The organism is Streptomyces sp. NPDC001700 (genome assembly GCF_053596435.1).
In genome coordinates this window covers 21126-34449 of the sequence record NZ_JBSFGE010000022.1, presented here as the reverse complement: position 1 = coordinate 34449, position 13324 = coordinate 21126, and the positions used below count along the sequence as shown (strand labels likewise).

At 69.1% G+C, this 13324-nt stretch carries 15 protein-coding genes and 1 pseudogene; 8 read left to right on the top strand and 8 right to left on the bottom strand.

Features of this window, described 5'->3' with window-relative positions; all coding sequences use genetic code 11:
- Positions 1 to 185: 185 nt before the first annotated feature.
- On the top strand, positions 186 to 1142 hold the full coding sequence (locus tag ACWC5C_RS32140; RefSeq protein WP_450881178.1) for an immunity 49 family protein: 957 nt from the start codon (positions 186 to 188) through the stop codon (positions 1140 to 1142).
- A 67-nt stretch (positions 1143 to 1209) separates the two neighbouring features.
- Here ACWC5C_RS32140 and ACWC5C_RS32135 read toward each other — a convergent pair whose 3' ends face one another.
- Both ACWC5C_RS32135 and ACWC5C_RS32130 read right to left on the bottom strand, forming a co-directional pair.
- Positions 1210 to 1686: a GNAT family N-acetyltransferase gene (locus ACWC5C_RS32135; RefSeq protein ID WP_450881257.1), complete on the bottom strand. Its 477-nt coding sequence runs from the start codon at positions 1684 to 1686 to the stop codon at positions 1210 to 1212.
- Positions 1687 to 1930: 244 nt separating this feature from the next.
- Positions 1931 to 2071 (bottom strand): annotated as a pseudogene (locus ACWC5C_RS32130) (50S ribosomal protein L32); the annotation flags it as partial.
- A gap of 263 nt (positions 2072 to 2334) precedes the next feature.
- Here ACWC5C_RS32130 and ACWC5C_RS32125 point away from each other — a divergent pair.
- Positions 2335 to 2583 carry a hypothetical protein gene (locus ACWC5C_RS32125; RefSeq protein ID WP_450881176.1) on the top strand — a complete coding sequence of 83 codons (249 nt, stop codon included), beginning with the start codon at positions 2335 to 2337 and terminating at the stop codon, positions 2581 to 2583.
- Between the two features lie 712 nt (positions 2584 to 3295).
- Here ACWC5C_RS32125 and ACWC5C_RS32120 read toward each other — a convergent pair.
- Positions 3296 to 3514, bottom strand: a complete 219-nt coding sequence (locus ACWC5C_RS32120; RefSeq protein WP_450881174.1) for an EF-hand domain-containing protein — start codon at positions 3512 to 3514, stop codon at positions 3296 to 3298.
- A gap of 349 nt (positions 3515 to 3863) precedes the next feature.
- Here ACWC5C_RS32120 and ACWC5C_RS32115 point away from each other — a divergent pair, with 349 nt between their 5' ends.
- The 4 genes from ACWC5C_RS32115 (at position 3864) to ACWC5C_RS32100 (ending at position 7205) form a co-directional block, all read left to right on the top strand.
- Positions 3864 to 4352, top strand: coding sequence for a hypothetical protein (locus ACWC5C_RS32115; RefSeq protein ID WP_450881172.1), 489 nt, complete (start codon positions 3864 to 3866; stop codon positions 4350 to 4352).
- A 12-nt stretch (positions 4353 to 4364) separates the two neighbouring features.
- Entirely contained in the window at positions 4365 to 5135 is a 771-nt protein-coding gene (locus tag ACWC5C_RS32110; RefSeq protein WP_450881170.1) for a transposase, read from the top strand.
- Positions 5136 to 5255: 120 nt separating this feature from the next.
- A complete protein-coding gene (locus ACWC5C_RS32105; protein ID WP_450881255.1) occupies positions 5256 to 6497 on the top strand; it encodes an IS701 family transposase in 1242 nt (413 codons plus the stop codon).
- A 546-nt stretch (positions 6498 to 7043) separates the two neighbouring features.
- The gene (locus tag ACWC5C_RS32100) at positions 7044 to 7205 is read left to right on the top strand and encodes a hypothetical protein (RefSeq protein WP_450881168.1); all 162 of its coding nucleotides are present in this window, start codon (positions 7044 to 7046) and stop codon (positions 7203 to 7205) included.
- Here ACWC5C_RS32100 and ACWC5C_RS32095 read toward each other — a convergent pair.
- Positions 7192 to 7710 (bottom strand): pyridoxamine 5'-phosphate oxidase family protein, encoded by a 519-nt coding sequence (locus ACWC5C_RS32095; RefSeq protein WP_450881166.1) that lies wholly within the window; start codon positions 7708 to 7710, stop codon positions 7192 to 7194. The two genes, ACWC5C_RS32100 and ACWC5C_RS32095, sit on opposite strands and share 14 nt — an antisense overlap.
- Positions 7711 to 8099: 389 nt before the next feature.
- Here ACWC5C_RS32095 and ACWC5C_RS32090 point away from each other — a divergent pair, with 389 nt between their 5' ends.
- Together ACWC5C_RS32090 and ACWC5C_RS32085 are read left to right on the top strand one after the other, a co-directional pair.
- A complete protein-coding gene (locus tag ACWC5C_RS32090; protein ID WP_450881164.1) occupies positions 8100 to 8399 on the top strand; it encodes a hypothetical protein in 300 nt (99 codons plus the stop codon).
- 52 nt (positions 8400 to 8451) lie between these two features.
- Positions 8452 to 9248 (top strand): IS5 family transposase gene (locus tag ACWC5C_RS32085; protein WP_450881253.1). Its coding sequence is split into 2 segments (ribosomal slippage): positions 8452 to 8797 and positions 8797 to 9248, totalling 798 coding nucleotides; the frame shifts between segments, so codons are not numbered across the junction.
- Positions 9249 to 9343: 95 nt separating this feature from the next.
- Here ACWC5C_RS32085 and ACWC5C_RS32080 read toward each other — a convergent pair.
- The 4 genes from ACWC5C_RS32080 to ACWC5C_RS32065 form a co-directional block, all read right to left on the bottom strand.
- Positions 9344 to 10321, bottom strand: coding sequence for a TniB family NTP-binding protein (locus ACWC5C_RS32080; RefSeq protein ID WP_450881251.1), 978 nt, complete (start codon positions 10319 to 10321; stop codon positions 9344 to 9346).
- 86 nt (positions 10322 to 10407) lie between these two features.
- Positions 10408 to 11865 carry a Mu transposase C-terminal domain-containing protein gene (locus tag ACWC5C_RS32075; protein ID WP_450881162.1) on the bottom strand — a complete coding sequence of 486 codons (1458 nt, stop codon included), beginning with the start codon at positions 11863 to 11865 and terminating at the stop codon, positions 10408 to 10410.
- A gap of 97 nt (positions 11866 to 11962) precedes the next feature.
- The gene (locus ACWC5C_RS32070; RefSeq protein WP_450881160.1) at positions 11963 to 12451 is read right to left on the bottom strand and encodes a hypothetical protein; all 489 of its coding nucleotides are present in this window, start codon (positions 12449 to 12451) and stop codon (positions 11963 to 11965) included.
- A 59-nt stretch (positions 12452 to 12510) separates the two neighbouring features.
- Positions 12511 to 13266: a TnsA-like heteromeric transposase endonuclease subunit gene (locus ACWC5C_RS32065; protein ID WP_450881158.1), complete on the bottom strand. Its 756-nt coding sequence runs from the start codon at positions 13264 to 13266 to the stop codon at positions 12511 to 12513.
- Positions 13267 to 13324: the final 58 nt, after the last annotated feature.

Sequence of the window (13324 nt, the reverse complement as noted above, 5' to 3'; positions counted from 1 at the left end):
TCCTGACGTTGCCTCATATCGACCATGCGGAAGCCGGGGGAGGCGCCGATCCACCGTACTGGTCCGACAATCAAATGATCTACAACTGTCGCATGCGTGTCCGCGCGCGGCTCTCCGAGTCGCACACCCCCGCCCGCTGTTAGCGTGCCCACTCTGTCAAGGCGATCATGAGGAGAGGGCTTTCGATGCAGGACGTGGCGCGCCACCCGGTCAGCGGAGGACGCGTAGCCCAGGCACTCGACGACGTCACCGGACGGACCCGGCGGCGGTGGCACGGGTTGCGCTACGACTGTCCGTCCCCGGAGAAGCTCATGGAGATGCGGGACGAACTCCTGGACCATGTCGCTGCCCGTACCGTCGAGGACTCCGTCCTCGGCGACGAGCAGTCGCGCCTGGCACTGCGGACCGCGGCGGAGTGCTCCCTGGGGGTGTTGAGCGTGGGCTGTTTCCCCAACGGTGACCAGGAAATCGCCTTCCCGCTCATCGGCGAGGAGCTCAGCAGCGATGACGTCACCTTCGGCGATGTCATCGAGGAAGCACCCACGGCCGGGACATGGCTCGATGCGTTTGCGATGTGCCTGGTCAGCGGCGTGGTGTGGGAATGGCGGCGGGTGATCGGGCTCCTGCTCGAAGACGACTACGCGCCCGCTATCCGCAACGGGGTGCCGTACTCGAAGCTCACCTCGACATCGGATTCGGCGGACGTCGCTGCGATGGACGCGCTGTGCGGCTACCTGACCCGGGCGAGCGGCCACCTGCCCCGCGACTGGCCCACCGTGCCCCTGCGCAAGCCGGACCCGGGCGAGCGGGCCGAAGCGGCCAGGCGACTGGACGCCGTCGGCCGCCTGACACCGGACCGGTGTCTCCTTCGCGCGCTCCTCGACGACGACCAGCACACCTTCGAACAGGCTCTTATGGCCCGGCTCACCGAGCACCGGGACAGTGCGGGCCCCGACCCCGCCCCCAGGACGTTGCTGCCGGTCGGCGCCGTTGCCGTGGCCGCCCTCGCGGTCCAGGTGCACGGGTGGGAGCTGAGCATCCGGTCCGGCTATCTGCCGCACACCATGCTGGGCTCTTTGGACGCTCTGCGGCGTGCGGCAGATGCCGAATCGAACGACCTGGGGCTGTGGTACGCGAAATAGGCTGCGCCACGTTCGCCGGGTACGGCGTATCGCCCCCGCCGTCCGCGGTGCCTGTCTCCGGATTGTGTCAGCGTGGCATCGGGATCTCGAAGTGCACCGTAGCGAAGCCCGGGCCGTGCTCTCCTGTGGTGCGGGCGTCGAAGATTTCTTTCGCCACGCTGTGCCAGAACGGGAGGGCGCCCGCGATGTCGGCGTTGGTGTGCAGGTAGATGCTCTCGTAGCCGTCGGTCGCGGCGGCGAACTCGCACGCCTGGTGCACCATCGTCCGCGCCAGGCCGTGCCGTCGGTGCTCCGGTCGCACGTACACGCGGAGCAGCTGCGCGGTGGTTCCGGACGGGTAGCGCTCGGCGAGCCGCCCGGGATGCGGCGGGTGGGTCGGCCCCGCCGAGCGAACGCAGGTCGTTCCCACGACCTCGTCGCCGTGCACGGCCACCAGCAGCAGGTGCCGGGGGTCTTCGAGGTAGGTCCCCGTGATGTCCACGACGTCGCGGTGCCACGCGGGGACGTAGCCGTAGCCGAACTCCCGGTAGAACGTGTCGAGCATGACGCGGCGCGCTCCGTCGGCGTCGGCGGTGGTGGCGGGGCGCACGGCGTAGGCGTGACGTGCGGAATCGGTCACGTGGGTCTCCTGCGGAGCGTCGTGCTGGTGTGGAAGAGGATGTTGGAGATGTAGTCCTTGGTTTCTGGAATGTAGCCGGGTGTTTGCTGGGCGGGTTCGGGGTTGAAGCGGCTGGTGTCGAGGACGTCCGTGGGTGCGACCCGGTGGCTATGTGTGGCGGGTAGGAGGCTCAGTCCTCGGGGTGGAGCAGGCCGCGTCGGTAGGCGGGGGCGAGTCGTCGTGGCACCTGGTGTTCGCGGCCGTTGATGGTGATGGTCACCAGGTCCGGTGCGGTTGCCTTCCACTGTGCGCGGCGGTGGCGGGTGTTGCTTCCCCTACATGAAAATGGGGTCCGTTTTCATCTAGGGTTCTGGTTACTGTGAGGCCGTCGTGCGGGAGGGAAAGTGCCGTTGGTGATGTTGCGGGTACGCAGGAGCGCGTATGGGCTCGTCACCGCCATCGGACGGGGGACGGGGTGAGGGGCTGCGGCGATGCGCGGCTGAGGGCACCTGTGGGTGGCTGCCGACCTGGAAGACGGTCGTCTCTTGGTGCTCGGCCGGCTGCCTCCTCGTCCTGGGAGAGGCCGGAGGCTGGTTGGAGGGCGGCGATACGCAAGGCTGGCGCGCCGCCTCGCCGCGGCGTCGGACGCTGGCCTCGTGGTACTGGGACGACTACTACGCCGAGCGCCGCGACGAGATTCTGCTCACCGGCGCCGGGCTGGACGAGGACTGCCTGCGGGCGGCGCTGGACGCTGTGCTCGGCGACCGCGAACTGGCCCTCGGCGCCGACCACTGGGCCGTTGCTCGGCACCACGGCACAGAACCCGGAATGCTGAACCCGTAGATGAGGGAACCCCGTCCCGTGGCGGGCGCTCCGCAGGGGCCGCTGTCGAGCACGGTAAAGCTCAGCTCGCGGGCAGTCCGGGCGGGGACGCGCTCGGCCACGTCGCGTTCACCGGCGCGCTGGCGGCGCTCGTCGCTCGGCTGTGACCTGCAACGGGGACTGTTCGCGGCGCCCGTCGTGTTCGCTGCGCTGATCGATCGGCGTGCTCGGCCGACGTGGCCGCTCCGACGACGTGGCCATCGCCATGGCCTCGCCTGGATCCTGGGCCTGGCTCTGGTGGCTGTGTGGGATTGTCACGTACAGGCCGCGGCTGTCAGCTGATGTGACTCCGGGTGGGTCCAGCGGTGTCAGGTGGTCGGCGGGTGGGTCGCGCGTGGCGGCCGCTATGCCGTGCGCCGCGACGTCGGTCGGTGTTCCGCTTGGTCTTCGCGCGAACCTTCGGTGTAAGCCTTCCGTGCGGCTCTTGAACGAGATGCTGAGGTTCGTGGAGGGGCGGGAGCGCTGCAGGCTGGTCATGGTCCGGGTGGGCAGATGGACCGGAAGGAGCGCAGTCGGCAGGCGCCGATGTGCGCCCCGGACCGGGTTGCGGGCGACTATCCGGTAGAACGTCCCGCGCCGTGAAGGACCGTGACCGTTACGGTCATCAGGCGCTCGACGCGGTGGCGGGAAGCGCGCTGCGCCCGAGTTGGTGTGTTGGGCCCCCGGGGCGGTGTCAGCTCTTCATGGCTGTCCAGAACTCGTCGAAGGACATCTGACGGTCGCCGTTGGTGTCGAGTGCGTCGATCAGTTCCTGGGCTTGTGTCTGGGTGATCTGCGTGCCTTCCAGTTCTGCTACGACTTTGCGGTATTCGTCCGCGGTGACGAGGCCATCTCCGTCGATGTCGTAGCGCTCGAAGACCTTCCGCGCCGCTGTTTCCATGATGTCTGCCATGTGGTCTGCCCTTTCTGTGATCTTCGCTGACGGGCCCAGGCTATCCGTCCGCCCCAGGCGGCGCGGCCACGGCCCCCCCACTTGTTGCGGCCACCCCACCTGGCTGTTGCGGTGTCCAGGGCCCGTGACCGCGTACCCCGTTCCGGCCGCGTGACTCTGTTCCGGCTGTGGAGGCTGTGGAGGCTGTGGTGGCGGTGGGGGCGGATCTGTCGTCCGTTTGTGCGTGGGGGTGGGTGTCACTCACGGGAGTCTTGCTGTCTAAGGGCTGTCCCGTAACTGCCTTGCGTGACCGGTGGACGGGCATCCCCGCCCTCTGTAAGGGGCGGACCGATGTTGAGAGACTCCAGCTATGGGATCTTGGGGAACCTTGGGGCCGGCGTTGTTGTCTCTCGCGGGTGTTGCGCTCGGCGCGGGCGGATCGTTGTTTGGGCAGTATCTCGTCTCGCGCGTGAGCGCCCGGCAGCTCGAAGTGCAGGAATCAGCTGCCCACCGGGCGGAGCTCAAGGACGCGGTTCTGAAGTTCGTGAGCATTGCGCTGCGGGTGGAGAAGGCGGCGCTCACGCGATCGGACGGTGGCGGCACCGCGGCCGATCCCGCGCTCGGCCAACTTCTCGACGACCTTTGGCTCGCCCAGGCGGAGATCGACCTGGCAGCCAGAAGCGAGCCACTGCGGGGAGCTGCCTATCGCTACGCGTTCCGCCTTGCTGAGGCGGCCCGAGACGAGATAGCCGACGCTTCCGCGCTGCGTGGGCCGCAGGTCCAATTCATGGACGCCGCGTATGGCGACATGTGGCCGGGCCAGCGACGGGCAGACGGGGAGCCCGCCACACCTCAGTGAGATGATCTCGCCGTGGCTGGTGTGATCACGGCATTCGAGTCGTCCTGGATAGCTCCGTTCAGCGGACTGAGCCGACGTCAGTTCGCCAAGCTGATCACCGCGCTGCGGCGCGAGGGTGCGGACCCGGTCCGCAAGGGTCGGCCCTGGAGCCTGCCGCTGGAAGACCGAGTCCTGCTGGTCGCCGCATACTGGCGCACGAACCTCACACTGCGGCAGCTGGCACCGTTGTTCGGGGTGTCGAAATCAGCCGCCGACCGCATCATCGACCACCTCGGGCCGTCACTCGCGCTCCAGCAACGCAAGCGGTTCCGCAAAGACTCCGTGCTCATCGTGGACGGCACCCTGGTCCCCACCCACGACCACACCATCGCCGAGCAGTCCAAGAACTATCGGTACTCCACCAACCACCAGGTCGTCATCGACGCCGACACCCGGCTCGTCGTCACCGTCGGCCGACCGGTGCCGGGCAACCGCAACGACTGCAAGGCATGGGAACTCTCCGGCACCAAGGCCGTCGTCGGCACGACCACGGTGATCGCGGACGGCGGCTACCGGGGCACTGGTCTGGTCATCCCGCACCGCCGGGAGAAAGGCCAGGCCGAACTCCCCGCCTGGAAGGAAGAACACAACGCCTCCCACCGCAAGGTCCGTGCCCGCGTCGAGCACGTCTTCGCCCGAATGAAGGGCTGGAAGATCCTCCGAGACTGCCGTCTCAAAGGCGACGGCGTCCACCACGCCATGCTGGGCATCGCCCGCCTGCACAACCTCACCCTTGCCAGCTGAGCGAGCAGGTCGCACATCACACAGCCTTGTCCATGCCGACTCAAAGATCATTTACGGGACAGCTTTTAGTACTCCAGTCAGAAATCGTTGCCTGAGCTGGTCGGTCTCGTTATTCCGGGCATGGTGGGGATAGATGAAGCGGCCTTGTGGGCTGGGGAGTTGGAGTCGGTCTTCGCGCGGGTCGCGGGCCGGTTCTCGAGGGTGGATCTGCGGTGGCGAATGCGGGACTACGTGCGGGGGCTGCTGGCTCCGGTGGAGCGGAAGAACGGCTGGCAGCTCGCCGAGTACGCAGGTCACCGTGGACCGGCTGGCTTCCAACATCTGCTGAACGGTGCGGCCTGGGACGTTGACGCCGTCCGGGACGACCTGCAGCACTACGTCGCCGAGCGGCTCGGCACTCCGGGCGGCGTCCTGATCGTCGACGACACCGGTTTCCTCAAGAAAGGCACCACGTCCGCTGGTGTGCAGCGGCAGTACTCCGGCACGGCCGGCCGCACGGAGAACTGCCAGATCGGGGTCTTCGCCGCCTATGCCTCCTCCAGAGGCCGGGCATTGGTGGACCGGGAGCTGTATCTGCCGAAGTCGTGGACCGGTGATGCGGACCGGTGCCAGGCGGCGAAGGTTCCGGGCAGCCGCGGGTTCGCGACCAAGGGCCAGCTGGCCCGCGCCATGATCCTGAGGGTTCTGGCCTCGCCACTGCCGGTCGCCTGGGTGACCGGCGACTGTGCTTACGGCCAGGAATGGCGCATGCGCCGCACGCTGGAAGAGGCCGGAGTCGGCTACGTCCTGGCCGTGCCGAAGTCACAGCAACTGCACGCTCCCTTCGGCCGCATCGACCAGGCCATCGCCGACGCCCCCGAAGCGGCACGGGAACGCCACTCATGCGGCGATGGGGCCAAGGGCCCACGCTTCTACGACTGGGCTTCCGCCCGGCTGCCGTCGATCGGTGTCTTCGACGGTGATACGCCCACCCATCAGCGGTGGGTGCTGGCTCGCCGGAGCCTGTCCCAGCCTGACGAGATCGCCTACTACCTCGCTTACGCACCCAACGGCACCAGTGTCGCGGACCTGGTCCGGATCGCCGGCTCACGCTTGGCGATCGAGGAAGCCTTCCAGGCAGCCAAGAACGAATGCGGCCTCGACCAATACGAGGTCCGCCGTTACCCAGGCTGGTACCGGCACATCACCCTGGCCATGCTCGCCCACGCGTTCCTGGCTGTCGTCGCAGCTCAGACCACCGAAAGGGGGGCCGCAGAAACGACACCAGCGCCATCCGATACACGGTGGCAGAGGTCCGCAGACTCCTGGACACTTTCCTGCCCCACCCCCGCGCCGACCGCGACCGTGTCACCCACGCACTGAACTGGTCGGCCTGGAGAAGACGCCACCAGGCCACCGCCCGGCGCTGCCACTACCGAAGAAGAGCCAGCTCAGGCAACGATTTCTGACTGGAGTACTAGTGGGGGTGTGGGTGGGGGGGAGCGGTGCCTGGGTTCCAGTTGGTCACATGTATCCGGCTGTCACATGCGTCCGGGCAGTGGCTTGGTGAAAGGGGAGTTCACCGGCCTGGTCTGGTGGCTCTTGGCCGTGGTTGGTTGTGTGGCGGGTGCTGATACACGATGCGCGCCCATCGGTGGCGTCATGCCCATTCGATGCCGAGTTCGGTGAGTGCGGCGCGTTGGGGTTGGGTGAGTTTGTGGCGTCGTTGTCCCGTAAGTTCACGCAAACTGAAGGGTTCTCGGTGGGAACTCAAGGGTCCGTCGTCGTGCTCTGCGGAGTTGCTTCCGTGGGTTCGGGGTCAACTCGCGACCTTGCCGTTCCTGGCCCCCTGGACCGGCAAGACGCCGAGCGGCCCCCTGCTCGAACGCAGCGAAGCGGAGTTGCGAGCTTGGGGAAGGAGTTGAGAGCTTGGGGCGGGGCAGCCTCGGGTCGCTGCTGTACCGGCGGGCGGTGGGCGAGGCCGTCGCCACGGCGCTGGCGGTACGCGACGGCGCGCCGTCGACCGGCCCCGCACCCACGTACGCGCAGGTGCAGGCCCTCGTCGACGGGCCCGGCGTCACGTGCCGGTGAGCTTGTCGAGGTCGGGGGCGTAGACGGTCATCCAGTGAGGGTTCAGCCGGTAGTAGACGACCTCGCGGTTCCAGTCGAAGGCGTCGTCGCTGTAGAAGTCCTTCAAGTAGGCGAGGAGTTCCTGCCAGTCGGCCGTGGTCTCGGCGCCCTCGGGGTTCAGCTCCTCCACCGTGCCATGGGTGAACACGCCGAGGTCCTCGCCGCGCATGTGCGCGACGCTGGCGGCCGGACGGGCCGCGAGATGACGGGCCTTGGCGGCGTTGCGCGCCGTGCCGAAGTGCCACCGGCCGTGCAGGAAGTGCCCGTCGGCGCCGCTGATCCGCGGTTCGCCCTTTGCGGTCACCGTGGAGAGGGCGAGCGTGCACATGCCGGTGAGGACCCCGGTGAGCTGCGCCGCCGTGATGGTGCGGCCCTCGACGATCGAGCGGAGGTGTGCGGTCGAGCCGGAGAGGGAGGAGTCGAGGAGGGACTGGAGCTTGTTGAGTTCTTCTGGGGTTTCGCGCATACGTCCATCGTCGGCCGTAAACCCGACACCCTCTGTCGTCATTGATGAAGCAGCGGTGAGGTTGCTCCGCGCGGGCGGGCAGCTAAGTTCGGCACGGAAAAGAACGCCGAAGCCGTCCGGCGGCAAGTACAGGACCAAGGTGCCGTCGAGCACGGTCACTGGATGCCCCAAGAACGCCTCAACACCTACGAGAGCTTTCTTGAAGCCTGGGATGAGTGCCTGCGCCTCTCCCAAGGATCTGCTGACGCTGACTCCAAGTCGCGTCAATCCGGGCCAAGTTCTCTTCCTGAGGGCGATGCCGAGTGCTCGGCTGCCTGGGGCAAAGTGGGGGCGGCAGTCGATTCCGGCCGGTGTTCCGGCCTGGGTGGAATGTACGGGGAGGGGACGGCATGACGCTGTTCGCACGGAATGCACCGGACGACGACAAAGGCCATGAGAGCCAGCAGCGGTGGCTCCAACAGCCAGCAGCCAATGCTGTGTTCGACCGGGCGGAGTTCACCGACCGCTACGCGGTGCTGCGGTGGGATACCGACCGTGGCGGCATCGCCCTCGTGCACTCGATGGTCGACGGCAACGCCGCCCCCAAGCTCGTCACCGGCGCCCTGCGCCGCCACCACGGTGCACGTCTGGCCGACCAGTACGCGTGCGTGGTCGTGGCGCAGACCAGCACCCAGGTGAGTCAATTCTAAGACGTCGTTTCTTATGACGGCGTCGGTCGTTGAACGGTGCATGGCGGACTTGATGCAGCGGCTGGTGCCGGACGAGTTATGGGTGCTGTTTCGGCGAGTGGTGCCGCCGACGGAGGTCAAGCGTCCTCAGGGCGGCGGCCGGCGCCGGGCCGGTGACCGGGAGGTCCTGGCCGCGATCATCTTCGTGGCCACCTCGGGCTGCACCTGGCGGCAGCTCCCACCGGTGTTCGGTCCGGCCTGGCCCACGGTCTACCGGCGCTTCGCTCAGTGGAGCAGGGGCCGGGTCTGGGCCCGGCTCCACCGGGTCATCCTCGACGAGCTCGGTGCTCGTGGTGAGCTGGACTGGTCGCGGTGCGACATCGACTCGGTCAGCGTCCGGGCCACAAAAGGGGGCCCCTGACCGGACCGAATCCGACCGACCGTGGCAAGAACGGATCAAAGATCCACCTGATCACCGACCGGAACGGACTGCCACTGTCACTCGGCATCTCCGGCGCCAACATGCACGACAGCCTCGGGCTTCAACCGCTCGTCCGGGGGATACCGCCCATACGCTCCCGGCGCGGCCCGCGCCGCCGGCGCCCGGCCAAGCTCCACGCCGGCAAAGGCTACGACTACGCCCACCTGCGCCGATGGCTCAGCCACCGAGGCATCCGCCACCGCATCGCTCGCAAAGGCATCGAGTCATCGACTCGACTGGGACGCCACCGCTGGGTCGTCGAAAGGACGGTGTCCTGGATGGCCGGATGCCGCCGCTTACACCGACGCTACGAACGCAAGGCTGAGCACTTCCTCGCCTTCGTCGGCATAGCCGCAGCCCTTATCGGCTACCGCCGGCTCACCAACTGAAACGACGTCTAAGGCTTACAGCTCTCGAGGCTTCCGCGGCTACCTGCGGCGACGCGGCATCGCGCAGCGCTTTTTTGCCTGTTTGGCGGGTGGGGTTAGCGGTTGCGGGTGGGGCGTCTGTGTTGTTCGGCGAGGTGGTCGAGTTGTACCGCGTCGAGGGCGGTTTTGGTGATGCGTTCGGTGCCGTCGGTGATGGCGGTGATGGCGGTGATGGTGGCTTGGCGGATGAGGCGGGTGAGGGATCCGATGCGGCCGGCGGTGCGTTGGTGGAGGTAGGCGGCGTGGGCCGGGAGGGTGCCGGGCTTGTGCTGGTGGAGGTCGAGGGCGTTTTCGATGTCGGTGATGACGTCGCGGAACGGCTGGCGGGTGCCGTGTCGGGCGGGGAGGGGGCCGCAGTCGATGAGGGTGGCGCGTCCGGCGAGTTGGGCGCCGCGGGTGCCGCTGAACAGGGGTGTGTCGGTGACGTTGATGCCGGCGTACACGAAGGTCGCGGGGAGGCGTTCGGTGAGGTCTTTGATCAGGTCGGCGGTTTGGACGCCGGTGGTGGTGCGGGGGTTGAGGCGGTGGATTTCGTCGATGAGGACGAGTTGGACGCCCGCTTGGGTGTAGGTGTGGCAGATGGCGTCGGTGATCTGGGTCTGGGTCATGCGGGTGGTGGTGGGGATGCCGAGGTAGCGGGCGAACTCGGTGATGAGGGTTTTCGCGGTGGCGCCGGGAGGGACCAGGACGTACGCCACGGGTGCCGTGGCGTGGGCTGACCCGGGCGGGGGCGGGTTCTTGCGGGTGTGGGCGAGGTGGCAGGCGCGGCCGACGTTCAGCAGGGCGGTGGTTTTCCCGGCTGCGGCGGGTCCGGTGACGATCAGGGAGGGTCGTGCGGTGGTCTGCTGGTGGCGGCCGAGGATCATCAGGGTGCGGACCTGGGTGGCGAGCTTGCTGATGGCGGGGGTGCGGATGGTGACGAACGCGGAGTGGTAGGCGAGGCGTTCGTCGCGGCTGCGGGGCGGGTCGTCGGGCTGGGGCGGGGCGGGCGGGTCGGTGGTGGCGAAGCGGTGCCAGCCCTGCCAGGTGGTCAGGGGCCAGGAAGGTTCGGCCGTGTTGCCGCTGCCCGCGTCGGCGGGTGCGCTGGGCGGTTGGTGCGCTGCGGGGTGAGGGCGGGTGTTCACCACTTGTCGGCTTCCTCGTATGCGTCGTAGAGCCCGAACCCGGCGGCCGCGGCGGGGCGGGTGTCGTCCTCGGGGAGGTCGTCGAGGTCGTCGATGCTGTCGTCCTCTCCGTGCTGCGCCGGCTCGCCGGTTATGGGGCCGGTGCCGTAATGCGGGTGCCGTGCGGCGGGAACCGGCAGCGTGGCGGCGCGGGCGAGGAGAGCTTGTGCGGTGGTGGTGGCGTGGCCGCTGTGGACGCGGCGCATGAGCTGGTCGAGGGCGTCGGCCAGGCCGGCCTCATGCTGCTGGCTGTCGTCGTGGTTGTTGTGGTGGGCGTGGGTGCGGATGTGCTGCCAGGTGTGGTCGTTGAACGGCTGGTGGACGTGGTCGCGGTGGATCCAGGGGATTTCGGTGAGCTCGCCGTCGGGCAGGCGGATCCAGATCTGGCGGACGTCGTGGGGGTTGTAGTGGATCTCCCATTTCCCGCCCCGGCCGGCGACGGGGGAGGGCTGGCCGCGGTACGGGGCGAGGAGATCGTGGTCGTAGGTGCGGTGGTGGATTGTGATGCCGGCGGGGGTGTTGGCCTGCCAGCGCACGGGCAGCAGCTCGAGGTAGTCGCTGCCGGTGAGCGGGACGGGCACGTATCCGGCGACGGCGACCAGCGCGGCCCACATCTGGTTCGGGGTGAGGGCCTTTTTCGGCATCATCGGGTGGCGCAGGCCTTCGTGGGGGCGGTGGTGGTAGTGCACCAGCCATTCGTCGAGCAGGTCCTGGAGCTGGGGGACGCTGTAGCAGGTGTCTTGCTCGGTGTCGGGGCCGCGGCGGGTGACGTCGGATCCGGTGTAGCCGGGCAGGTGCTGGCAGAACAGGGCGTTGATGGTGCCGAAGGTCCGCTCGACGATGCCTTTGGCGGTAGGGGCGCGGGGCGGGGCGGGCTGGACGCTGATGCCGAGGTGCTCGCAGGCGGCGGTGAACGCCCGGGAGACGAAGACCTTGCCCCGGTCGACGACGATCGTCTCGGGCAGGACGACCGGCCGGCCCGCAGCCCCGGCCAGTCGCTCATCCAGCGCGGCCAGCCGCTGGTGGGGGAGTGCGGGGGCGTGGTCCATGCGCAGGATGTCCGGCCAAGTGGGGCGGGCGGGGTGCGGGACGGCCATCTCCGCCAGCAGCAGCGCCGCGTCCACGGCCTTGGTCGCACTCGGGCACAGCACGGCGGCCAGGATGGCACGGGTGGCGACGTCGACGGCGATGGTCAGCCCGGGCCGGGCCAGACGCCCGTCGTCGAAGAGGGCCAGGACGTCCAGGCGGGTGGTGTCGACCTGGACCTGCTCGCCGGGCCGCAGCGCCGTAGCTGGGGTGAACGCCCGCCCGTCGACGCTCGCCGGTACTTGCCGGACGGGTCCGGAGAGCAGTTCGCCGGGCCGGGCCAGGGCGGTGACGAGCCGGTACAGCGTGGCCTGGGACGGCGCGGGCACCGTGCCGGGGCCGTGCCGGTCCTCGAGGATCTGGTTGATCAGCGGGAACAGGCCGTTGATGGTGCCCTTGGAACGGCCGCGCCGACGGCGCAGCGCCTCACGGACGGCGGCGACGACCCGCTCGTCGGCCCGGCCGGTGGGGCTGGAGGCGCGGGTGGTGCGGTGGTCGAGCAGCCCCCCACAGGCCTTGCTTGCGGTAGGCGAGCCGCATGCGCTGCACCGTGGTGCGCGAGACCCGGCCGAATCCGAGCGCGGTCAGCTCCTGGGCCTTGGCCTGCTCCCGTTCGGCCAGCGTGTACCGCTCGGGGTCGTACTGCTCGCGCACTGCTCCTTCGCTGCCGGGCCCGCCAGGCAGGCCGCATTCGACTTCCCTGACGTGTCGTTGCCACGCCAGCGCCTTCTCACGCGCCGCGGCAGGGGCGGTCTCGAACAGCCCCCACTGCGGGGCCGCCTGAGGCGCATCGGCCCCGACGACGGTGAAGCCGGGGTCGGCGAACAGGTGCCCGGCGAGCACGGCCTCACCGCCGCCCTCCGGGCCGACGAGCTCGATGTCCTGTCCCGACAGGGCGACCACTTGCCACTTCATGCCACGGAAGCGGATGTGAGCACCGACCTTCACGGCCGGCCGGGCATTGCGCCGCGCGGTCACCCGGCATCTCCCGTCTGGGGGCCGCTCCAGCCCCGCGGGCCGACGGGGACGCGTTCGTGCAGCGGCGTGTCCAGGCCGGCCGTCAGCTGTCCGTGCCACAGGGCGTGAAAGACGGCGGGCAGGACCTCGATGGGGTCGCCGGCCGCGCTGGCGCCTTCGATCAGCGGCCGCGGCCGCGTGAACGCCTCCAAGGCAGCGGGCATCAGGCCGGGCTGGCCGGCGTTGCGGGGGTGGCGGTAACCGGCCAGCCATTTCAGATTGGCGGCCAGTACGTCGTCGAGCGGTGGGAGGCGCCGGTAGCTCCAGCCGATGTGCGCGCACGCTTCCGCGACGGCCTTGGCGGCGCCCCGGGCGCGTTCGCCGCCGGCGCCCGCGTGGCTGGGACAGTCGGCGAGCAGCACGGTGCCGTCGGCACGACGGGCGAAAAGCTGCGGCACCCAGGAGCGCACCTGGCCGCGGGGGTTACGCCACAGCAGCCGCACCGGCCGCCCTGCCAGCCCCGTCACGTCCGGGTCGCGGTCCAGGACCATCAGCTGGCCACGCATCGCGTTGGACCCTGCGGCCACGTGCCGTCCGGTGGTTGCTGACCACCACAGGCCCGGTCCCCAGCGCCACCCCGGGATCACCGGGAACGCCGACACTGGCGGCAGTTCCTCGAACGCCACGGTCATGGCGGCATCCGCCCACCGCTGCTGGACCGCCTGTCCCACCGGGTCAAGGAACACCGCCTCGAACCCGCTGCCCTGGTCCACGGCCGCTCGCCCTGCCCGGCTCCGGGGCCGGGCCGCTCCTGTGCTGGTCACTCTCGCC

Coding starts and splice junctions, on each gene's coding strand:
- ACWC5C_RS32140 (WP_450881178.1), top strand. CDS start 186: ATGCAGGACGTGGCGCGCCACCCGGTCAGCGGAGGACGCGTAGCCCAG.
- ACWC5C_RS32135 (WP_450881257.1), bottom strand. CDS start 1,686: ATGCTCGACACGTTCTACCGGGAGTTCGGCTACGGCTACGTCCCCGCG.
- ACWC5C_RS32120 (WP_450881174.1), bottom strand. CDS start 3,514: ATGGCAGACATCATGGAAACAGCGGCGCGGAAGGTCTTCGAGCGCTAC.
- ACWC5C_RS32115 (WP_450881172.1), top strand. CDS start 3,864: ATGGGATCTTGGGGAACCTTGGGGCCGGCGTTGTTGTCTCTCGCGGGT.
- ACWC5C_RS32105 (WP_450881255.1), top strand. CDS start 5,256: ATGGTGGGGATAGATGAAGCGGCCTTGTGGGCTGGGGAGTTGGAGTCG.
- ACWC5C_RS32095 (WP_450881166.1), bottom strand. CDS start 7,710: ATGCGCGAAACCCCAGAAGAACTCAACAAGCTCCAGTCCCTCCTCGAC.
- ACWC5C_RS32090 (WP_450881164.1), top strand. CDS start 8,100: ATGACGCTGTTCGCACGGAATGCACCGGACGACGACAAAGGCCATGAG.
- ACWC5C_RS32070 (WP_450881160.1), bottom strand. CDS start 12,451: ATGAAGTGGCAAGTGGTCGCCCTGTCGGGACAGGACATCGAGCTCGTC.